Source organism: Tindallia californiensis (genome assembly GCF_900107405.1).
Classification (GTDB): domain Bacteria; phylum Bacillota; class Clostridia; order Peptostreptococcales; family Tindalliaceae; genus Tindallia; species Tindallia californiensis.
The window spans coordinates 45,643-66,645 of sequence record NZ_FNPV01000005.1 but is presented as its reverse complement, the minus strand read 5'-3'; the positions used below and the strand labels follow the sequence as shown (position 1 = coordinate 66,645).

22 protein-coding genes and 1 tRNA gene are annotated in these 21,003 nt (G+C 37.2%); 1 reads left to right on the top strand and 22 read right to left on the bottom strand.

The features are described 5' to 3' along the window. Positions 1-9: 9 nt before the first annotated feature. From BLV55_RS07900 to BLV55_RS07810, 19 genes are all read right to left on the bottom strand, one after another. Positions 10-528, bottom strand: coding sequence for an adenine phosphoribosyltransferase (locus tag BLV55_RS07900; RefSeq protein WP_093313107.1), 519 nt, complete (start codon positions 526-528; stop codon positions 10-12). A gap of 162 nt (positions 529-690) precedes the next feature. Next, positions 691-1,575 carry a protein translocase subunit SecF gene (secF, locus tag BLV55_RS07895; RefSeq protein ID WP_093313105.1) on the bottom strand — a complete coding sequence of 295 codons (885 nt, stop codon included), beginning with the start codon at positions 1,573-1,575 and terminating at the stop codon, positions 691-693. A gap of 12 nt (positions 1,576-1,587) precedes the next feature. After that, positions 1,588-2,826, bottom strand: a complete 1,239-nt coding sequence (secD, locus tag BLV55_RS07890; RefSeq protein ID WP_093313103.1) for a protein translocase subunit SecD — start codon at positions 2,824-2,826, stop codon at positions 1,588-1,590. Between the two features lie 38 nt (positions 2,827-2,864). Next, positions 2,865-3,374, bottom strand: coding sequence for a gamma carbonic anhydrase family protein (locus BLV55_RS07885; protein ID WP_093313101.1), 510 nt, complete (start codon positions 3,372-3,374; stop codon positions 2,865-2,867). A gap of 2 nt (positions 3,375-3,376) precedes the next feature. Next, positions 3,377-4,726 carry a thioether cross-link-forming SCIFF peptide maturase gene (gene scfB / locus BLV55_RS07880; protein ID WP_093313099.1) on the bottom strand — a complete coding sequence of 450 codons (1,350 nt, stop codon included), beginning with the start codon at positions 4,724-4,726 and terminating at the stop codon, positions 3,377-3,379. Positions 4,727-4,810: 84 nt separating this feature from the next. Then, positions 4,811-4,954: a six-cysteine ranthipeptide SCIFF gene (gene scfA / locus BLV55_RS07875; RefSeq protein ID WP_093313097.1), complete on the bottom strand. Its 144-nt coding sequence runs from the start codon at positions 4,952-4,954 to the stop codon at positions 4,811-4,813. 152 nt (positions 4,955-5,106) lie between these two features. Beyond that, positions 5,107-5,397: a preprotein translocase subunit YajC gene (gene yajC / locus BLV55_RS07870; protein WP_093313095.1), complete on the bottom strand. Its 291-nt coding sequence runs from the start codon at positions 5,395-5,397 to the stop codon at positions 5,107-5,109. 66 nt (positions 5,398-5,463) lie between these two features. Next, on the bottom strand, positions 5,464-6,603 hold the full coding sequence (tgt, locus tag BLV55_RS07865) for a tRNA guanosine(34) transglycosylase Tgt (RefSeq protein ID WP_093313093.1): 1,140 nt from the start codon (positions 6,601-6,603) through the stop codon (positions 5,464-5,466). 24 nt (positions 6,604-6,627) lie between these two features. Then, positions 6,628-7,659: a tRNA preQ1(34) S-adenosylmethionine ribosyltransferase-isomerase QueA gene (queA, locus tag BLV55_RS07860; protein ID WP_093313091.1), complete on the bottom strand. Its 1,032-nt coding sequence runs from the start codon at positions 7,657-7,659 to the stop codon at positions 6,628-6,630. 45 nt (positions 7,660-7,704) lie between these two features. Then, positions 7,705-7,896 (bottom strand): DUF2905 family protein, encoded by a 192-nt coding sequence (locus BLV55_RS15005; RefSeq protein WP_408645581.1) that lies wholly within the window; start codon positions 7,894-7,896, stop codon positions 7,705-7,707. Positions 7,897-7,916: 20 nt separating this feature from the next. Next, on the bottom strand, positions 7,917-8,918 hold the full coding sequence (gene ruvB, locus BLV55_RS07850; RefSeq protein WP_093313611.1) for a Holliday junction branch migration DNA helicase RuvB: 1,002 nt from the start codon (positions 8,916-8,918) through the stop codon (positions 7,917-7,919). A gap of 33 nt (positions 8,919-8,951) precedes the next feature. Then, positions 8,952-9,542 (bottom strand): Holliday junction branch migration protein RuvA, encoded by a 591-nt coding sequence (gene ruvA, locus BLV55_RS07845; protein ID WP_093313087.1) that lies wholly within the window; start codon positions 9,540-9,542, stop codon positions 8,952-8,954. Between the two features lie 39 nt (positions 9,543-9,581). Continuing rightward, positions 9,582-10,073, bottom strand: coding sequence for a crossover junction endodeoxyribonuclease RuvC (ruvC, locus tag BLV55_RS07840; protein WP_093313085.1), 492 nt, complete (start codon positions 10,071-10,073; stop codon positions 9,582-9,584). Then, positions 10,070-10,525 (bottom strand): Fur family transcriptional regulator, encoded by a 456-nt coding sequence (locus tag BLV55_RS07835; protein WP_093313083.1) that lies wholly within the window; start codon positions 10,523-10,525, stop codon positions 10,070-10,072. The genes ruvC and BLV55_RS07835 overlap by 4 nt, the downstream gene beginning before the upstream one ends. Before the next feature lie 70 nt (positions 10,526-10,595). After that, a tRNA-Sec gene (locus BLV55_RS07830) sits at positions 10,596-10,692 on the bottom strand. Between the two features lie 80 nt (positions 10,693-10,772). Then, positions 10,773-12,674, bottom strand: coding sequence for a selenocysteine-specific translation elongation factor (selB, locus tag BLV55_RS07825; RefSeq protein ID WP_093313081.1), 1,902 nt, complete (start codon positions 12,672-12,674; stop codon positions 10,773-10,775). Beyond that, complete coding sequence (gene selA, locus BLV55_RS07820; protein WP_093313079.1) at positions 12,671-14,086, bottom strand: L-seryl-tRNA(Sec) selenium transferase; 1,416 nt, start codon at positions 14,084-14,086, stop codon at positions 12,671-12,673. Before selA ends, selB begins: the two co-directional genes overlap by 4 nt. Positions 14,087-14,115: 29 nt before the next feature. After that, entirely contained in the window at positions 14,116-15,156 is a 1,041-nt protein-coding gene (gene selD, locus BLV55_RS07815) for a selenide, water dikinase SelD (protein WP_093313077.1), read from the bottom strand. A 22-nt stretch (positions 15,157-15,178) separates the two neighbouring features. Further along, the gene (locus BLV55_RS07810; RefSeq protein WP_093313076.1) at positions 15,179-15,844 is read right to left on the bottom strand and encodes a helix-hairpin-helix domain-containing protein; all 666 of its coding nucleotides are present in this window, start codon (positions 15,842-15,844) and stop codon (positions 15,179-15,181) included. Positions 15,845-16,098: 254 nt separating this feature from the next. Here BLV55_RS07810 and BLV55_RS07805 point away from each other — a divergent pair, with 254 nt between their 5' ends. Next, positions 16,099-17,334 carry a D-alanyl-D-alanine carboxypeptidase family protein gene (locus BLV55_RS07805; RefSeq protein WP_278280004.1) on the top strand — a complete coding sequence of 412 codons (1,236 nt, stop codon included), beginning with the start codon at positions 16,099-16,101 and terminating at the stop codon, positions 17,332-17,334. 53 nt (positions 17,335-17,387) lie between these two features. Here BLV55_RS07805 and BLV55_RS07800 read toward each other — a convergent pair whose 3' ends face one another. From BLV55_RS07800 to leuS, 3 genes are read right to left on the bottom strand one after another with little or no spacing between them, the layout of a single operon-like run. Next, entirely contained in the window at positions 17,388-17,768 is a 381-nt protein-coding gene (locus BLV55_RS07800) for a RidA family protein (protein WP_093313072.1), read from the bottom strand. Between the two features lie 16 nt (positions 17,769-17,784). After that, positions 17,785-18,444, bottom strand: coding sequence for a helix-turn-helix transcriptional regulator (locus BLV55_RS07795; protein ID WP_093313070.1), 660 nt, complete (start codon positions 18,442-18,444; stop codon positions 17,785-17,787). Positions 18,445-18,475: 31 nt separating this feature from the next. Then, a complete protein-coding gene (gene leuS, locus BLV55_RS07790; protein ID WP_093313068.1) occupies positions 18,476-20,944 on the bottom strand; it encodes a leucine--tRNA ligase in 2,469 nt (822 codons plus the stop codon). Positions 20,945-21,003: the final 59 nt, after the last annotated feature.

The following is a 21,003-nucleotide window of genomic DNA, read 5'->3' as shown; positions in this document are numbered from 1 at the left end:
TGTTGACGCTTACTCATCATAGGAAATAAGACTTTTTATATGATATCCTTTTAGATTGTCACGTCCATTTAGAAATGTTAACTCCATCAAAAATTGCATCGATACCACTTCTCCACCAAGTTCTTCAATTAGCTTTGCTGTTGCTTTCATAGTCCCCCCTGTGGCCAGTAAATCGTCAACAATGACAACTCGTTGACCCGGCGTAATAGCATCTTCATGAATTTCTAAAGAATCTGTCCCATACTCTAATTCATATTCGTATTTTCTTATAGGTGCCGGAAGTTTTCCTGGTTTGCGCACCGGAACAAAACCTGCGTTTAAGAGGTATGCTATCGGTACTCCGACAATAAATCCTCTTGACTCAGGACCTACGACTAAATCAATTTTTTGATCTTTTAATGGTTCACATAAATCGTCGATCATTTGTTTTAATGCATTTGAATCTTTTAACAAAGTCGTAATATCCTTAAAGTTAATGCCTTTTTGAGGAAAATCCTGAATCTCGCGAATCTTATTTTGGAGTTGCATAGTGTACCTCCCTTATTTTTGTTAAATTGGATAATACTATAATTATATCGATTTGAGACAATTTATTCAATATTGAATAGTTGTTTTATCGAAACTATTTCTTTAAAAGTAAATTTCATTGATAATAGAAACAGCCATCCTTAAAGGATCGCTGTTTCTATCTTAAGCTTTAGAAAAACTTTTACTAGGGTCTTTTGATCGTTCCTTCAACATAACCCAAATAGGACTTGCTATAAAAATGGAGGAATAGGTACCGCTGATAATGCCTGCTATTAAAGGCAAAGCAAAGTCTTTGATCATAGGTACTCCCAGAATGTATAGCGCTATAATAGTTATAAGCGTAGTTGCAGAAGTGTATAAGGAACGTCGAACGGTCTGTCGAATACTGTCTGTCGTCAAGCTTACATAATCATATTTCTTCATTATCTTTCGGTTTTCACGTATACGGTCAAAAACAACAATTGTGTCGTTGATAGAATATCCTAGTACCGTCAACATCGCCGCTACAAAAGGGCTGTTAATGGGTATTTGAAAAATGATAAATATGGCAACCACTATTAATATGTCATGTAGCAGTGCTGCAATGGCTGCCAGTCCAAAACTCAACTCAAACCGAAGAGTTATATAAATTAGCATTCCAATAGAGGCAATTAGTATTGATAAGTATGCTCTATTCTGAATTTCTTTGCCAATTGATGGACCAAATTGTTCTGCCCTTATAAAATCGTCTTCGATAATATCATAGGTTTCTTGCAACATACTAAAAACCTTCATTCTTTCCTGATGGTTCATATCGATGATGGTTCGTATCTGGACTTGTTCCTGTCCTGATCCTATAAAATTAATACTTGCATCCGTATCAAAAGTATCTGTTATCTGACGAATATCATTGACTTCTACCTGCTGCTTAAAATCAAACTCCATAATCGTTCCACCGGTAAAATCTATCCCTGTGTTGACTCCAGTAAAAGAGATAAATAAAATAGCTACCAGCATGATCATGGCTGATATAGAAAACCAGATTTTTTTTCTATGAATTATTTCCATTGCTTTCCCTCCTTACGCCCCAAAATATTTTGGATTTTTAAACAGATTCGTAGCTACAAGAGATTTGAGTAGGACTCTTGTAACAACCATTGCCGTAAACATGCTAACCGCCAGTCCAATCATGAGCATGACAGCAAATCCTCGAATTGGTCCGGTCCCAAACTGATATAAAGTGATTCCGGCAATTAGCGTTGTTATATTAGCATCTAGTATGGTTGTAAATGCACGCTTAAACCCGGAGTCAATTGATACACGAATGGTTTTACCATTCGCTATTTCTTCTTTTACTCTCTCAAAGATAATAACATTTGCATCCACAGCCATACCGATGGACAGTATCAATGCCGCAATCCCAGGTAAGGTCAAGGTTGCATTCAATGATATGAAAATACCCAGTACTAATAATATATAGATAGTCAAAGCAATATTGGCAACAAAGCCAGGTAAACGATATACAACCAGCATAAAAAGCAGTACAAGGGCTATACCTATTTTAGCCGCATCGATACTTCTGTTCAGTGCATCGACTCCTAATGTAGCTGTAATGGTTGAAGTTTGAACCTCATTTAAATTGACAGGCAGTGAACCCGCTCTAATTAAAGCGGCCAGATTAGAAGCTTCTTCAATGGTAAAGTTGCCACTAATAGTCGCTACACCGTCTGGAATTCTTGAACGAACAACAGGCGCCGAAATAATCTCATCATCTAAAATAATATAGATTGGTTCGCCTATATAGGTCCCCGTTGCATCTGCAAAACTTTTTGCTCCTTCATTGTCTAATTCTAACCTAACAACAGGATTTGCCTCTCCGTCAACATAAGTTGCATTGGCACCGGTCACATTGCCACCAGTAAGAACAATTTGCTCATTTGGCGTCAAAAATTCTAGTTGAGCTGTTCTTCCAATCATATCTAAAGCTTCTTGCACTTCTTCCACTCCAGGAAGTTCAACCCTTATTCTGTTTTCACCTTCTCGTACAATAACTGGTTCTGTAAGACCCATTCCATCAACACGCATTCTAAATACACTGATCGTTTGTTCTATTATTTTATCCAATTCTTCACCAGAAGCATCTGTATCTGCTTCATATATAACAAACACGCCACCTCTTAAGTCTAATCCTTGGTTAATGCTTTCAGACACGGGACTGATTTGTCGTTCTCCTATGCTTAATCCATTAATAGCTGTAAAAACTCCAGCAATGGCAATAAACATGATCATGAGAAAAATCAGGATATATTTTGCTTTCATGTAAAAAACCTCCTTAATTTACTCTCTTAGAAAAAAATCTATATTTCTTTCTTATGCTCTTTTGCAAACCCTATATAATCTTCAGCGGAGAGACGAATATTTTTCTTTTCATCTTCCGTCAAGTTTCTTACTACTTTAGCAGGAGATCCCATTGCCAATACTCCCGGCGGAATTTCTTTTCCTTCCGGCACCAGGCTTCCAGCAGCAATGATGCTTTTACTTCCAATAGTTGCACCATTTAAGATAATGGCGCCCATACCTATCAAAGCTTCATCCTCAATATGACAACCATGAATAACTGCATTATGACCAACAGTAACATAATCTCCTATCACCGTAGGATGATTAAAGGCAATATGTATGACGGAGCCATCTTGTATGTTTGTACCTTTTCCAATATAAATATCATTATAATCTCCTCTGGCAATGACACCATACCAAAGACTGGCATTTTCTTTCATGACCACCTTGCCAATGACACTAGCTGTCTCAGCTACAAAACATGAATTGTGAAATTCCGGATTCCTTCCATTACAGTCCTTAACCATTCTTATTCCTCGCTTTCTCTTGCAATGATAGTTAATGCAGTCTCCAGCCTTATCTTCTCCATCTGACATCCCATCTGATAGGGTTTATTCAAATCATTGTTCATAAAGTAAGCATTTGCATGACATCCACCACTGCAATAATATTTTGCCCAGCATTGAACACAGTCCAACTTATCATAAACAGTTGCATTAACAAACTTACGTTGTTGGCATTTGTTTGTGATACCAGTATCAAGATTTCCTAGAGAAAATTCATGTTGACCAACAAATTGATGACAGGGATACAGTTCACCTTCAGGAGTTACCGCCACATACTCTGTGCCAGCACCACATCCAGAAGATCTTTTTTTCATACATGGCCCTTGCTGCAAGTCTAATATAAAGTGAAAGAATCGAAATTTATTTTTAGTGTTTTTTCGTTTCAAGTATTCTTCTGATAATTTTTCATACTCTTTTTCTATGATAGGAAGGTGCGCTTCCTTCAGTGTTGTTTCCATTTCTGCAGGTCCAACTACCGGTTCCACAGATATTTGATCATAACCTAAATCTGCCAGATGCACCACATCCGAAGAAAAATCAAGGTGTTTTGCTGTAAAGGTGCCACGAACAAAATAGGCTTTATCCCCTCTTTTTTGAACCATTTTACTTATGTTAGGTTTAATCAAATCATAGGACCCGCTACCTGATAATGTTTTTCTAAGGTTATCGTTAACTTCTTTTCGTCCATCGATACTTAAAACAATATTGTCCATATGCTCATTAATATAATCCATTTTATCTTCCGTAAGGGCAAGCGCATTCGTAGTTAATGTAAATCGAAAAACCTTTCCTGTTTTTTTCTCTAAACCCCTTCCAAAATCAATTAATTCCCGGATCAGTGAAAAATTCAATAATGGTTCTCCACCAAAAAAATCCACTTCTAAGTGCTTTCGGTTCCCTGAGTTTTCAGCTAAGAAAACAAGTGCCTTTTTACCAGTTTCTAAAGACATCATTCCTCTGTTGCCATGAAAAGTCCCTTCGGCTGCAAAGCAATATTCGCAGGATAAATTACAATCATGAGCTACGTGTAAGCACATCGCCTTAATAACTGATGGCTGATGTTTCATGGCATTAGCATCTGTATCAGTCTCGGAATAAAGTAGTCCTGCCTGACGAAGCTCTTCTATTTCTTTTATGGCTTCCTGAACGGTATCGAAGCCATAAATGTTATTTAAGTGGTGGATATGCTGCTTATCATCAACTACCTTTTCGCTCCCCAGTAATTGATATACCAGTTCATCTATCACATGAACAGCGCCAGAATTCACATCAACTGCCATTACGACGCCATTTCTTTTAAACGTGTGAACCATTTGATAATACCTACTTTCCAAATAATATTTGACAAAAGAAAAAGCAGAGAGTTTGCACTCCTGCCTATGCAATCGCTATCGTCTCTATTTTTCACAAATTTGATTGCCTACGGTACAAGAAGTCTTACAAGCAGATTGACAGGATGTCTGACATTCTCCACAACCAGTGTCTGCACCTTTAGAAGGTAAGTTATTTGCATTTAATGTTTTAATACGTTTCTTTGTCATCATATTACTCCTTTCGGATATTTAATGTCCATAGCATTATATCATAAGCAATGCTCAAAAAACAATGTAGCATTACAAATATCATTTGTTTATATAGTCAGTAAAAAAACAGCGGCGCATTTCCGCTGTTTTTTTATTCTAATCTTTACAATTTATTCCGATTTTCCCGAGCTTTCTTCATCATTTTCATTCACCAAGTTACCAACAGACCACTTTGCCATTGTCAACTTAGTTTTATCAGCTCCAACTTCAATGGTTATCATGTCTTCTTTTACTTTTGCAACTTTCCCAAAGATTCCGCCTATAGTAACGACTTCATCTCCAACTTTCAAGTTTTCCCGCATAAGTTTAATCTTTTTTTCCTTGGCCTTTTGGGGTTTAATAATCAAAAAATAAAAGATGGCTAAAAAACCCAAAGGAATGATCAATCCTGAAAATTGCATGTCTTATCTCCTCCCAGATTTTATGTCTCGTTACCTATTAAACTATATTCATCGCGTCTTGTCAATTTATGGAATGAAATTAAATACAAGTTCTTCCTGATAATAACGACGGTAAAATGCTTGGCAATAATCTATAAGACAATCATTTTTTATAGCCTTTCTGATTCCTTTCATTAACTCTAACAAAAATGAAATATTGTGTATTGATAGTAGTCTTAGCCCTAAAATTTCATTCGATTTGAATAAGTGGCGTAAATAAGCCCTCGAATAGTTTCGACAACAATAGCATTGACAATCAGAGTCCAGCGGTGCCCAAGATTCAAAATGTTTTGCATTTTTAATAATAACAGGTCCTTCACTAGTCATTGCTGTACCATTTCTTGCTATACGAGTTGGCAGGACACAATCAAACATGTCTACGCCTCTTAACACTCCATGAATCAATGCATCAGGACTTCCTACTCCCATTAAATACCGAGGTTTATCCGGTGGCATTATGGGCATTAAGTGATCTAAGACATCGTACATTATTTTTTTAGGTTCTCCTACGCTCAGCCCACCGATTCCATATCCAGGAAAATCCAAGTCAATAAGTGCCTCGGCACTTCGTTTTCGTAAATCATGGTACATACCTCCCTGCACAATTCCAAACAAGTGTTGCTTATCTTGATTGCGATGAGCATCCATACAACGTTTTGCCCATCTTGTTGTCCGGTCAACGGAATTTCGTACATATTCATGGTCAGAGGGGTAAGGAACACATTCATCAAACACCATCATAATATCTGCACCCAGCTGATTTTGAATTTCCACTGCTTTTTCAGGAGAAATAAAATGTCGTGATCCGTCAATATGAGACTGAAAAGTCACACCTTCTTCTGTGATTTTATTTAGATGACCTAAGCTAAATACCTGAAATCCTCCACTGTCAGTTAGTATCGGATGCTTCCAGTTCATAAAACGATGGAGTCCGCCTGCTTTTTCAACTAAATCAGAACCTGGTCTCATGTATAAGTGATATGTATTGCTTAAAATAATTTGTGCTTCACACTCTCGCAACTCTTCAGGCGTCATTGTTTTAACAGTTGCCTGTGTTCCAACAGGCATAAATATCGGTGTTTCAAATTTACCATGATACGTTTCTACCATACCGGTTCGAGCAAGAGATTCGCTGGAAGAACCGGTTTTAGTAAATATTTTTTTCATTATCAATCTACTCCTTCATTTGCTTTACTCAATCCACATAGCATCACCAAAGCTAAAGAAGCGATATTTCTCATTCACGGCTTCTTCATAAGCTCTAAGCATAAATTCTTTCCCTGCCAAAGCACTGACTAACATCAGGAGTGTTGATTCCGGTAAGTGAAAATTGGTAACCAGTATATCTATAAACCTAAATTCATATCCAGGTTTAATAAAAATATTTGTCCACTTTTTAGCGGCTATGATCTGTCCGTCCAAACCAACCGATGACTCTAATGCCCGACAGCTAGTGGTTCCAACAGCAACGATGCGGCCACCCTTTTCCTTAATTTTGTTCATTGTTGCAGCACTTTCCTGAGAAATTTCAAAGAATTCCTCATGCATTTTATGTTCATCCAGATTATCTGACTGTACTGGTCTAAAAGTGCCTAATCCTACATGTAAGGTGATCGGAATAATATGAATGCCTTTTCTTTTAATCGTTGATAGAATTTCTTCTGTAAAGTGAAGTCCAGCTGTTGGAGCTGCCGCCGAACCAGGTGCTTCGCTGTATACTGTCTGATATCTTTCTTTGTCCTCCAGCTTCTCGTGAATATAGGGTGGAAGTGGCATTTCTCCCAACTTATGAATTAAAAGATCTACGGACTGATCACTTTCACTCTGGAACTTAACTAATCGAAGACCATCGTTGCGTTCTTCAAGAACCGTTGCCTTCAACTCATTCTTCCCGAAAATTATCTGAGTATCTTTTCGTATTCTTTTTGCTGGTTTAACCATCACTTCCCAAGTATTGGGGACTTCTTGCTTCAGTAACAACAGTTCTGTTTTTCCATTGGTGAATCGTTTTCTACCGGTCAATCTGGCAGGTATTACCCTGGATGTATTGATAACCAATCCATCGCCAGGATTTAATTTCGAAACAACATCACAGAATTTTTTATGTTGTATGCTTTGCTCAGATTTATTCACTATCATCAGCCTTGACTGATCACGTATCTCTAAAGGTTTTTGAGCAATTAGCTCTTCCGGAAGTTTGTAGTAAAAATCACTGGTTTTCATAATCCTCTCTCTTTCACATTTTGTTTATTTTCTCTCTATTCATACTTACTTCCTTAATAAAATATTAAAAACAAAAGTTAATAAAAGACTAATAATAATACTGGCTGTTAATGGAAAAAAGAATGTCACTCTTCCTTTTTGAAACAAGAAATTACCTGGCAAAGAATCTAGTCCTATTCTGTCCATAAGCAATAGGAAGAAACCCACCAATAAAAAAAGAGTGCCTAAAGATATCATCGTTTTAGCCATTTGCTCCATCACGATTCCTCGCTTTGATCCTGATAAGGCAGATGAAAATGTTCGTATGCTTTTTTCATAACTACTCTGCCTCTAGGAGTTCTACTGATAAAGCCAATTTGCATCAAGTATGGTTCGTAAACATCTTCGATCGTGTTCCTTTCTTCACCGGTGGATGCTGACAAAGTATCTAAACCAACTGGCCCTCCATTAAAGTTTTCTATCATTGACAGGATCATTTTTTTATCTACATTATCTAAACCTAATGCATCTATTTCAAATAAATGCAAAGCTTCCGACACTGTATTAGAATCTATAATACCATCGGCTCTAACCTGAGCATAATCTCTGATGCGTTTTAATAGCCGGTTAGCAATTCGTGGTGTTCCTCGCGACCGTGATGCAATTTCAACGGCAGCTGTTTCTTCAATGGGTATTTGAAGAATCTTAGCTGACCGTTTAATGATTTTTGTTAACTGATTAGTATTATAAAGCTCCAGCCGACTAATCACACCAAATCGATCTCTTAAGGGAGAGGTTAAAAGACCAGCTCTGGTAGTTGCACCAATTAAAGTGAATCTATTTAAATCAAGTCTTACGGAACGGGCACTCGGTCCCTTTCCAATAATAATATCTAAGGCATAATCTTCCATTGCAGGGTATAGAATTTCTTCAACAGAACGATTTAATCTATGTATTTCGTCAATAAAAAGCACGTCATTTTCAGATAAATTAGTTAGAATGGCGGCTAGATCTCCAGGTCTTTCGATGGCAGGTCCACTAGTAATTCTTATGTTTACATTCATTTCATTAGCAATAATGCTGGATAGTGTCGTTTTCCCTAATCCTGGAGGTCCATATAGCAGAACATGATCCAGAGATTCTTTTCGATTTTTTGCTGCTTCTATAAAAATTCGAAACTTTTCTTTGGTTTTATCCTGCCCTATATAATCATTAAGGCTTTTAGGGCGAAGACCAGTTTCGATCGCTACATCTTCTTCTTTTAACTCAGTGGTTATCATTCTTTCTTCAATACTCACAGATTTCCCTCCACATTATCGAAGTAACCAGGCCAATGCCGCTTTTAGCCCAGCTTCTGTTGTCGTTGCTTCCGATGCCACAGCCATGATTGCCTGTTTTGCTTCTTGTTGTTGATAACCTAGTGACAACAGTGCTTCTAATATCTCATCTTCAAAGAGCATATCTTGCATAGATTGAGAATTCTCCTTGTTATCCAGCACATTTAAATCCTTAACCTTATCTTTAAGTTCTAATACAATTCGTTCGGCTGTTTTTTTTCCAACTCCCGGCGCTTTTGAAATCATAGCAATATTTTGAGTTGCAATTTGTTGGCAAAGCGTCTCAACTGTAAAGGTAGAAAGAATTCCAATAGCTGCTTTTGGGCCTATCTTTGTTACTGAAATTAATTTCTTAAACATATCCAGTTCCGTTTTGGTAGCAAAACCATACAGACTAATGCTATCTTCTCTTACACTGTAATAAGTAAATAAAGTAACCGACGCTCCCACGTGAATGTCTGACAAGCTTTTTGTCGAAGAGTATACGCCATACCCCAATCCGTTTGCTTCAACAACAACCTTTTCGTTGGTGACAAACTCAACTGTTCCTTTTATATATTCAATCAAGGCTTACTCAGTCCCTTCTAAAGACTTTCAAAGACATCGCTACACTTTAAATACATTACAAAAGTTCCCTGTGTGTGCATGGCACATGGCAATAGCCAGTGCATCTGCCGCATCATCCGGTTTTGGTAGTTCTTTAAGGTTTAATAGTGTTTTTACCATGAGCTGTATTTGTTTTTTTTCTGCTCGGCCATATCCAGCTACTCCTTGTTTTACTTGTAAAGGTGTATATTCATATGTTTCGATGCCTTCCATTGTTGCTGTTAATAAAACAACCCCTCTGGCTTGTCCAACCAACATAGCTGTTTTTGCATTTGTATTAAAAAACAATTCTTCCACAGCCATTACATCCGGTTCATAGCGTAGGATAACCTCTTTTAAGTTTGCATTGATAATAGACAGTCGTTGTGGCATAGAGGTTTTACTGTTTGTTCTTATCACACCGTACTGTACTGCTTGGAATTGATTTTTATGATAATCGATCACTCCATACCCTGTAGTTGCTAATCCTGGGTCAATCCCTAAAATTCTCATTTTTGACTCAAATCCTTTGTAATCTTTTTGTGACATTGTTCACAATAACCATATATTTCAATTTTATGCTCTACAGGATGAAAGTGAGTGTTTTTTCTAATATGTTTATTAATTTCTTCATAAGGACAAAAATGAATCATTTCGGCATCATGACATTGTAAACATATTAAATGATGATGGTGATGATGAATATTCAATTCGTAGCTTGCAATTCCATCTTGCAACAAAGCTTTTCTGATTAGTCCACACTCTAGCAATGTTTCCAAATTTCTGTAGACAGTTGAAAAGTTTATTGGGTGCTTTCTTTTCTTAACTTCTTCATAGATATGGCTAGCTGTCATCAGATGTCGTTGGGAAGATAAAAGGATCTCAATGATTATTCTTCTTTGTTTCGTAAACTTATACCCTTTCGACTTCAATTCTTGCTGACATCGGCCTATTTCCTGGTCCATAACAGTAACCCTCCGATTAATCTTTCTATAAATAAACAAAATGAGAGCCGAAGCCCTCAGTAAATGACAATGGCGGGAGTACGTGGGAATCGAACCCACCCAAGAGGCTCCTAACCCCTCGTACTGGTTTTGAAGACCAGAGGGCACACCAGCACCCATCTACTCCCTTATAATTCTGCAGTCCATAACAGAACTTATTATAGCACAAAGAACTTCTCAACAGCAAGAGTCGTTTATAAGTCTTTTGCTATTTTTTTCCTAAAGTTCTATTATCGCCCTCTCTTTTAGTGAATTTTTCTTGATCAAGATACTCTAAAATGCCAACAGCATATTTTCTGCTAGTCCCTAGTAAGTCTCTAAATTCTGCAACGCTCAGGGTTTCACAATTAATAAAATGTTCTTTTATTTTTTCCTTCGCACCTTCATAAGCTTTTTGATGAAGAACTAAGTCGTTTTGCAAGCGCAATAACTTGTCTCCCATCATCATTTCTATCACTTGTTGAATGGTTTTTTCTTTTCCTTTAATACCCTTTTTCACCTCTTCCAGACGAGGTGGACTATACAAGGACTCTAAATAAATGGTTTCAATTTGATTCAGAATTTCTTTTTGCTCTGGAGTTAGTTTGATGGAAAAGCCTTGTGCTGAAACAAATTTACCTTCAATACAGATGATCTTTTCTTGGCTGATTAGTTCTAGGAAAAGGTCCGCCGCTCTGTTTTTAGGATTAGAAAATACCCTGCTCTTTAATTCTTCCTTTAGCATTCCTTGCCTTAGAGGATTTTTTTTGTGATAATTTATAAGGTTCATGCTAATTTCATCAATAATTGATTCATAATAATCTCGATGAATATAATACTTATCTTCAATTGAATAGATTAGGTTTTGGTCCTGTAAATAACCAATCACTTCTTTAATATCTGACTCATCACAACCAATTGATTCTGCTAATATTGATTTATCTGGAAATGTATCGCTTATTTTTTGCAGGGCTTGTTCTAAATCCGCTTCTATACCACCTGATTCTTTCAGCATTAATTTATCAATGATATCTTGCTGCATCGATTTATGTTTCTCGGGGGATGGTTCTATGATCACGGCACCACCTAAAGTTTCCATTGGTGAGTAAAATCGAATAATAATGTTATCACCTTTTTTAAAGACAGCATTTTCTTCCAGTCTAAACTGAACCAACGTACTTTCGCCAGGTTCAATCACATCTTTTTCCAGGATGACGATTCGCGCTAAAATTTCAGATGCTCCATGATAAATTCGCACTCGATCACGCTGCTTAAGACTTCTGGGGGCATTTTTTAATAATGTTAGCCTACCATCCACCATCATAGTCGACTTTAAGGATCCTGGTTTTGCTAGATAATCACCTCTCTGAATTAGTTCTTTTTTTATTCCAGACAGGTTTAGTGCAACTCTTTGTCCCGCATAAGCCTTTTTGACCGTTTCACCATGAACCTGTATGTTTCTAATTCGAAGCGTCTCTTCACCAGGATATAATTGAACCGTCTCTTCAATATTAAGGGAACCTTCCATCAAGGTACCGGTCACTACAGTTCCAAAGCCTGTTATCGTAAACACACGATCAATAGGCATTCTAAAAGGTGCTTTTTCATCTCGAGAATCTACCTCTTGATAATGATCGGTTAATTTTTCAATTAACTCATTGATACCTCTTTTAGATACTGAATCTACCGCTATTATTGGTGCCGATTCCAGAAATGTTTCCTGTAAACTTTCTCTTACATCTTCCTTAACCATCTCTAACCATTCTGGTTCTACTATATCCGCTTTTGTCAGCACTACGATACCTTTTTTAATAGACAGCATCTGTAAAATATCCAAATGTTCCTTTGTTTGTGCCATGACCCCTTCGTCTGCTGCAATAACAAGCATCACCAGATCAACCCCACCTACACCAGCAAGCATATGCCGAATAAACCGTTCATGACCTGGTACATCTATAATGCCTGCTCTGATGCCACCTGGTAAATCAAAATGGGTAAAGCCCAGCTCTATAGAAATACCTCTTTTCATTTCTTCTTTTAAGCGATCTGTATTCCGTCCTGTTAAAGCCTGGATCAAAGTCGTTTTTCCATGATCTATATGACCTGCTGTTCCAATGACTAAATGCTTCAACGCTTTTCACTCCTTTTGACCCAATCTTGTAGCCTCTCTGATATTATTATCATTTCCTTTTCGATGATCGTTCGAACATCTAATAGGTAAACACCTTCTGATAGCCTCCCTATAACAGAAGGCGTTCCTGTTCTTAAAAAACGCTCTAGGCTGACGATGTCATCCTGACTACCTTCAAAAACAACGGCATAGCTGTTCATTTCGTGTCCTGGATATGAGCCGCCACCAACCTGAGATGTTGTTCGCTTAATGCTAGCTTTTAATCTATCTATTGATTCGGGTAGCTGTCGAATAAACTCTTCTGCTTTTTTGAGCATATCTTCTTCTGTCGCTATCATCATTTTAAGAACTGGTATCTGCTGTATAGCCTTTTCTGGTTTGATATACTGCTTTAATGTCGCTTCTAGAGCACTGAGAGTTAGTTTATCTACTCTCAAAGCTCTGGTTAGGGGATGACTTTCGATTATTTTGATCCAGTGTTTTTTTCCTACGATAATTCCTGCTTGAGTTCCTCCCAGCAACTTATCGCCGCTAAAAGTAATAATATCACAGCCAGAGTTCACCACATCTTTAACCGTCGGCTCATATGGATAGCCATATTTCTGCAAATCGATTAACAAGCCGCTACCCAAGTCATTCATTACTGGTATTTGTTTTTGATTAGCAAGTGCCACTAAATCTTCGCTAGTCGTTTCATGTGTGAATCCTACTAACTTAAAATTGCTACGGTGAACTTTTAATAAAGCCGCCGTATTTTCTGTAATGGCATTCTGGTAATCTTTCAAATAACTTTTATTGGTTGCACCCACCTCAACAAGCTTTGCACCACTTTGTTCCATTACTTCCGGAACACGAAAGGATCCTCCTATTTCAACTAGTTCGCCTCTGGAAATAATTACTTCTTTCCCTTTCGCAACCGCCGATAATGCCAACAATACAGCCCCCGCATTGTTATTAACGACAATAGCATCTTCCGCTCCTGTAAGGGTTAATATTAGATCTTTTATATGTTGATAACGGCTCCCTCTCTTGCCTGTGTCTAAGTCGATTTCTAAATTGCTATACCCTTCGGATACTTCTTGGATTATTTCTTGTGCATAGGATCCTAAAGGCGCTCTTCCTAAATTAGTGTGCAGAACCACTCCTGAACCATTGATTACTTTTCTGATCTGTATTTCATTGGTTTTTTTTACTTTTTCCTTAATTGTTTCGATAATCCTTTCTTCACTAGTATCACTTTCTACAACCATCTCTTTTAATAAAATATTACTCCGCAAATCATTAATCGTTTCTCGTATTATATCAACTAATCGCTCTCTTCCTATCATTTCCAGCAATTGAGTAATTTCATCTTGCTGTAGCAGTTCATCTACTTTAGGAAGGCATCTTAATAGAGATTTTGCTTCTGTCATATTTCCACCTCTTCAATAGTTTACTTGTCCTATCTCTCTAATATTACTGGCTTTTCTGATCTAGGTACTACTCTGCCAATTAGTGCATATTCACAGGAATGATTATGCGCCAGTCGGTCCATTACTTTGTCCACTTCATTTTCAGGAACCGAAAGTAACAGGCCACCGGAAGTTTGAGGGTCATAGACTATATCTACGATAGCTTCTTCAATACCAGTATCCATTTTAACTTTCTTCTCAAAAAACTCTCGATTGCGATACATTCCACCAGGAATAAGACCCATCTCAGCCTTTTCTTTTGTTTCTTCAATATAGGGGATTTTGCTAGCGTTAATCATAAGCGTTATTTCGCTTCCCTCTGCCATTTCAACAGCGTGACCTATTAATCCAAAGCCTGTAATATCCGTACAGGCATTTACCGTCACGTTTTCAACAGCTTTTAAGCCAGACTCGTTTAGTAATGTCATCACATGAATTACTTGGTTATACGCTTCAGAAGAAATCATCTCTGCCTTTATTGCTGTATTAAGTATACCTGAGCCTAAGGGCTTTGTTAAAATAAGACAATCTCCTGGTTTAGATCCTTTGTTCGTTAATATCTGCTCAGGATGAACGGTTCCAGTTACCGATAATCCGTATTTAGGCTCATTATCTTCCACGGAGTGTCCTCCTATTAATACGGCACCTGCTTCGATTACTTTATCAGCTCCACCTTTGAGTATTTTTTCCATTATTTCCGTCGGCAGGCAATTTGGAAAGCAGAGAATATTTAATGCTAGTATTGGTTTTCCTCCCATCGCATATACATCACTCAGAGAATTGGCCGCTGCAACTTGTCCAAATATATACGGATCATCCACAACGGGTGTAAAAAAATCTAGGGTTTGAATGATCGCTAGATCATTTTTTAATTTATATACAGCTCCGTCGTCTCCCGTTTCAAGACCAACTAAAACATTGGGATTATGTTGCACGGGCAAGTTTTTTATCACCTTAGATAGAACCTCCGGTCCTATTTTCGCTGCTCAGCCTGCACTTTGAGTCATTTGAGTTAATTTTTTTATACTCATCTTCAACACCTCTTCTCTATTGTTATCTAACTGTTACTTGATCTGAAATATCTTTATATCGCCCTTCCCCTATTCCTGCAACGTTCATTAAATCGTCCGCATGATTAAATTTACCATGCTGGTTCCGGTAGTCGACGATTCGTTGAGCTAAAACTGGCCCAATTCCCGGAAGTGTTTCTAACAATTTTACATCTGCTGTGTTAATATTAATCATACCATCATTGGGAGTGGATAATTCACCAGAAGATGAATGATCCACCCTTTCAGCAAATGATATGTGGACTTCTTCATCAATATGGGGTATTAAAATAAACATCTCATCTGTTAATTTCTGAGCTTTGTTAATGATCCTGCGATTTGCCGATGACGTTAATCCTCCTGCTTTATCAACAACATCAACTACCCTGCTTCCTTCGGCTAATTCGTAAACACCCGGTTTGTTAACCTCGCCCTCTATATGGACCATTATATAAGTACTTTCCGAGATTGCATCTTCCTTGTTAAAAAAAGAATCTTCATTTTGGTTGTGTTCCATTTCTACGGATTCTACGGAATGATTCATCTCTGATGGTGCTGTTAGGATATATGTTTTGCTTCTTAAGTACATTACTTCTCGAACAGAAATATAGGTAAATATAATAACCGCAATTGCAAGCAATGATATTTTTTGTTTTTTTGTTAATTCCAAAGACAGCCCTCGCTTTCCAGTATATTGTCATTAATGGAATTTAATTTTTCACTTAACAAAAGGCTATAATTATTGTACTATATTTAAGTAAGTATTTGCCACATGAAAACGCTATTCTTTTCATTTGTTTCTTCTTTGCATAGATCAGTAAGAAAAACTATTTCCGAACGGAGTCGATTGTATTGCACTATATCAGACAATTTCGAACGAATCATAATTACATCATTACTTGTACTTTCTTATTATTTTTGTTAGTGTGCTTCCCCCTTACTGTAAATGCTTCAGAACTACCGGAGATCAGTGCACCAAGAGCCATCCTGATGGATGAAGTAACAGGCGAAGTTATTTTTGAAAAAAATGCTCATGAACCTACGTATCCAGCAAGTACAACCAAAATTTTGACAGCTATCGTCGCTTTAGAAAATGCGGAATTAGATGAAATGATCTATGTTGACTATGAACCTGGTGTTCCTGGTTCCAGTATGTATATTTTGCCCGGCGAATCATTTACAGTAGAAACACTAGTACAAGCTTTAATGATTAGATCTGGTAATGATGTTGCTGAAGTTTTAGCAAATCACATTTCCGGAAGTGTAGAATCTTTTGTTGATTTAATGAATAAAAAAGCTTTAGAAATTGGAGCTAAAAACACGTATTTTACAAATCCTCACGGATTACCAGATGAAGATCATTTAACAACGGCTTATGATTTAGCCCTTATTTCTAGATACGCTATGAGAAACCCTACTTTTCGAGAAATCGTTTCTTCTCCATCACTTGTGATACCTGAAACCAAAGAAACACCTGAGCAACGTATTTATAATAATAGTAATCGTTTTTTATGGGGAAGAGGTACCAGTCACCAAATGCTATATCAAGGTGAATGGATCAATTTGTATTACCCCAGAGTTGACGGAATAAAAACAGGCTTTACAAACGCTGCCAAACATTGTCTTGTAAGCTCTGCTACTGACAATGACCGACAGGTAATTGCTGTCGTCTTAAATGCAGAAAGAGAAAATCTGTACCCTGATTCCAGAGCACTTCTTGATCATGGGTTGGATAATTATCAATTGGTAACATTAACCGATGAAAAAATGCTTATCACCAGTGTTCCTATCGTTAATGGTACTCATGATAATATCGCATTATTCACCGAAAAAGCCGTTCATACAATCCTTCCCACAACGGTTTCCGCCGACTTTATTAGCAAAGAAATTAAGATAAAAGATGTTTATGAAGCTCCTATAGAAGCTAATATAGAACTTGGTGAAATTGTTTTTTATCATAATGATCGAGTCATTGGAAATACAAGTTTAATCGCCATGGAGTCCGTCGAATTTCTTCCTTTTTTCAAAAGGATACCTATTACGGCTATTTTGCTTAGTTTGGTTCTATTCCTCTTTATCGCTTGGCAAATCTATGTGTTCAGGGTCAGAAAAATAAGAAGACAGGCTTATTTACGGCGACGTATGGAACGTTATCAATAATAGCAAATAAAAACCGGTTCCTATTTAAGATTAGATTGGAACCGGTTTTTGATTTATTCTTTTATTGCAACTGCCTCAATTTCAACCTTTGCATCTTTTGGTAGCCTAGCAACTTCTACGCAAGCTCTTGCTGGTTTGTGATCCGTAAAAAACTCTCCATATACTTTGTTCATTTCCCCAAACTCATTCATGTCTTTTACAAAAACGGTTGTTTTAACCACTTGCTCCATTGTAAAACCAGCAGATTCTAATATTGCTTTAAGATTGTTCAATGATTGTTTCGTTTGGCCTTGGATATCCTCTGAAACAAACTGCATTGTTTCTGGATCCATCGGTAGTTGTCCAGATACAAAAATCATATTTCCTGCTTCAACAGCTTGAGAATATGGCCCAATAGCAGCTGGAGCTTTCGATGTTGCATGCATTTTACTCATATAAACCTCTCCTTTTTTATGGTTGATTATTTGCTCTTATTTCATCCAGATAGTTATAAATTGTATATCTGGAAACACACAAAATTTTTGCCACATAATCAATCGCTCCTTTTATTAAGAAAGCACCTTGATTATCCAGCCTTTTAACAATGGCTACCTTTTCTTCTTTATTCATATAAGCCACAGGCTTCCCAAAGTTATCCAAGGTATTCGTAACTAATGTATTTAATACATCATTTACTCGATTATGTCCAGTGCCATGAAAATGATCTACTTCATTTTGATCGATGCTAGTAAACTCTTCCAATACTTTTCTGGCTATCATAAATTCCGAAATGTCAATATTAATACACATGCATCCGATGATTTCTCCCTGTTCATCTCTCAACATCATTGTAGATGACTTAAGGGTTTTACCATCAGCACTCTTATTTTTGTAATTAAGAATATGGTCAGAATGATCATCTTTCCTGACCGCTTCCAGACCTTCGTTAACCATAGGGCTGCCGACAGATCTGCCGGTGACATGCCCGTTACTGATAGCAACAATTGTTTTAACTGATTCGTTTATTTCATGCAAAGCAACTTCACAGTTTTTCCCTAGTGTCTTTCCAAGGGAGTGAACAATTGGAATCATACTAACAAGAGTGGGGTGTAGGTTCTGCTGATTATCCATCCTAAACGACTCCTTTTTGTCCCAAGTGCTTCTATTTTGCCACAATATTTACTAATTTACCCGGAACAATGATTACTTTTTTGATATCTTTTCCATCAATACTTAGTTTTACTTTATCGTTGGACCATACGATTTCTTTTATTTCTTCTTCCGATAAGTCTGCAGAAATAATCATTTTCTCTTTTACTTTTCCATTAACTTGTACAATAATTTCAACCGTTTCTAATATTAATTTGCTTAAATCAGCTTTTGGCCATTGATGATGGTGAATTGAATCTTTATTCCCCAACTGACTCCACAACTCTTCTGTCATATGCGGGGCAAATGGTGCCATTAGCAGTAAAACGGTTTCTACACCTTCCTCCAATAGTCTTGAATTTATTTTTTCTTTATCCATGGCTTTATATTTATAGAGCTCATTGACTAATTCCATCACAGCACTTATCGCTGTATTAAAGTTAAAGCGTAATTCTATATCATCTGTAACTTTTTTGATTGTGCTGTGAATTTTATAGATGATCATTTTATCATCTTCTGAAACTTCATCCATACTCCGTTTTTCTTTATGTTGTTCATCTACTTCCTGCACAAGTCTCCAAACACGATTTAGAAAACGATAACAGCCTTCAACTCCTTGGTCATTCCATTCCAAGTCCCTTTCAGGCGGTGCTGCAAAAAGGACAAATAATCTAGCTGTATCAGCACCATACTGTGAAATAATTTCTTCTGGACTGACAACATTGTCTTTTGATTTTGACATTTTCGCACCATTTTTGAGCACCATTCCTTGCGTTAATAGGTTTTGAAATGGTTCATCAATATCAAGTAAATCCAAGTCTTTCATTACTTTAACAAAAAATCTGGAGTATAGAAGATGTAGAATTGCATGCTCTACACCACCAATATACTGATTTACCGGTAACCACTGGCTTATTTTCTCTTTATCAAAAGGTAGTTTTTCATTGTTAGGATCGGTATAACGCAAAAAGTACCAAGATGAATCAACAAACGTATCCATCGTATCCGTTTCTCTAGTGGCAACACCGTCACACTTGGGGCATTTCGTTTTCAAAAAAGATGAGCTGGTTGTTAAAGGCGACTTTCCCTTCCCACTAAACTCAATGTCCACAGGTAATTTGACAGGAAGATCTTCATCCTTAACCGGAACAATACCACAGCTTTCACAATAAATAATCGGGATAGGCGCACCCCAGTATCTTTGCCGTGACAAAAGCCAGTCTCTTAACCGATAAGTAACTGTTCTTCGTCCAATGCCATGGTTTTCTATATCATGACAAATTGCATCAAAGGCTTTTTCATTCTCCATGCCATTGTATTTACCAGAGTTAATCATTATTCCATTGCCGTCATATGCTTCCTGATCAACCCTATAAGGCTCATCAGCATCCACGGGCTTGATAACAGGAGTCACTTTCTCATTATACTTATTCACAAAATCTAAATCTCGTTGGTCATGAGCAGGCACTACCATGATAGCGCCAGAACCGTAATCAGCTAACACATAATTGGCTATATAGATGGGTATCCTTTCGTTGTTTAACGGATTAATACAGTGCTTGCCAATGAACATCCCTTCTTTTTCTGTTTCAGTAGATGTTCTTTCAATATCACTTAAGTGTTGTAATTGATGAACAAAGGCTTTAACAGGCTCTTCATACTCGGTCCCTTTTATCATTTGAGAAACATAAGGATGTTCTGGAGCCATTACCATACAGGTGGTTCCAAAAACAGTATCTGGTCTTGTAGTAAAGACTTTTAGATGCATGTCCGTTTCAGCAATAGGAAAATCAATTTCAGCACCTGTACTTTTACCAATCCAATTTTCTTGCATTGTTTTAACTTTATCAGGCCATCCTTCTAATAGTTCCAAGTCTTGCAATAGTTTTTCGGCGTAATCTGTTATTTTAAAATACCATTGATTCAGCATTTCTTTCGTAACGTGACTATCGCATCGTTCACACTGTCCATTCACTACTTGTTCGTTAGCTAAAACGGTTTCGCAAGAAGGACACCAGTTTACACGTGACTCTTTTTTGTACGCTAAGCCATGTTTATAAAACTGTAAGAAAATCCACTGTGTCCACCGATAGTATTCTGGAGAACACGTGGATAGCTCTCGATTCCAATCATAACTTAGACCCAATTTACTAAGTTGAACTTTCATTTCCGTAATATTTTTATCTGTCCATGCATTTGGATGAACTTTATTTTGAATTGCTGCATTTTCTGCTGGTAACCCAAACGCATCCCATCCCATTGGATGTAAAACCTCGTAACCTTGCATATTTTTATATCGTGCAACTACGTCACCAATAGAATAATTACGGACATGACCCATATGTATTTTTCCAGAAGGATAAGGGAACATCTCCAAAGCATAGTATTTTGGTTTTTCTGATGCAGTTGTTGAATAAAGTTGCTGTTCTCTCCATCTATCTTGCCATTTTCCTTCAATTGTTTGATAGTCGTAGGTCGACAAATTTATTCCTCCTTTGTTTTCGATATCCGGAGTTGCTTATATAAAAAGCTTTCTGTTCC

What these genes read in the sequence shown, in the direction of transcription:
- BLV55_RS07900 (WP_093313107.1), bottom strand. Translation starts at nt 528, where the DNA reads ATGCAACTCCAAAATAAGATTCGCGAGATTCAGGATTTTCCTCAAAAA.
- secF (WP_093313105.1), bottom strand. Translation starts at nt 1,575, where the DNA reads ATGGAAATAATTCATAGAAAAAAAATCTGGTTTTCTATATCAGCCATG.
- secD (WP_093313103.1), bottom strand. Translation starts at nt 2,826, where the DNA reads ATGAAAGCAAAATATATCCTGATTTTTCTCATGATCATGTTTATTGCC.
- BLV55_RS07885 (WP_093313101.1), bottom strand. Translation starts at nt 3,374, where the DNA reads ATGGTTAAGGACTGTAATGGAAGGAATCCGGAATTTCACAATTCATGT.
- scfB (WP_093313099.1), bottom strand. Translation starts at nt 4,726, where the DNA reads ATGGTTCACACGTTTAAAAGAAATGGCGTCGTAATGGCAGTTGATGTG.
- scfA (WP_093313097.1), bottom strand. Translation starts at nt 4,954, where the DNA reads ATGACAAAGAAACGTATTAAAACATTAAATGCAAATAACTTACCTTCT.
- yajC (WP_093313095.1), bottom strand. Translation starts at nt 5,397, where the DNA reads ATGCAATTTTCAGGATTGATCATTCCTTTGGGTTTTTTAGCCATCTTT.
- tgt (WP_093313093.1), bottom strand. Translation starts at nt 6,603, where the DNA reads ATGAAAAAAATATTTACTAAAACCGGTTCTTCCAGCGAATCTCTTGCT.
- queA (WP_093313091.1), bottom strand. Translation starts at nt 7,659, where the DNA reads ATGAAAACCAGTGATTTTTACTACAAACTTCCGGAAGAGCTAATTGCT.
- BLV55_RS15005 (WP_408645581.1), bottom strand. Translation starts at nt 7,896, where the DNA reads ATGATATCTTTAGGCACTCTTTTTTTATTGGTGGGTTTCTTCCTATTG.
- ruvB (WP_093313611.1), bottom strand. Translation starts at nt 8,918, where the DNA reads ATGATAACCACTGAGTTAAAAGAAGAAGATGTAGCGATCGAAACTGGT.
- ruvC (WP_093313085.1), bottom strand. Translation starts at nt 10,073, where the DNA reads ATGAGAATTTTAGGGATTGACCCAGGATTAGCAACTACAGGGTATGGA.
- BLV55_RS07835 (WP_093313083.1), bottom strand. Translation starts at nt 10,525, where the DNA reads ATGGACCAGGAAATAGGCCGATGTCAGCAAGAATTGAAGTCGAAAGGG.
- selA (WP_093313079.1), bottom strand. Translation starts at nt 14,086, where the DNA reads ATGACAGAAGCAAAATCTCTATTAAGATGCCTTCCTAAAGTAGATGAA.
- BLV55_RS07800 (WP_093313072.1), bottom strand. Translation starts at nt 17,768, where the DNA reads ATGAGTAAAATGCATGCAACATCGAAAGCTCCAGCTGCTATTGGGCCA.
- BLV55_RS07795 (WP_093313070.1), bottom strand. Translation starts at nt 18,444, where the DNA reads ATGGATAATCAGCAGAACCTACACCCCACTCTTGTTAGTATGATTCCA.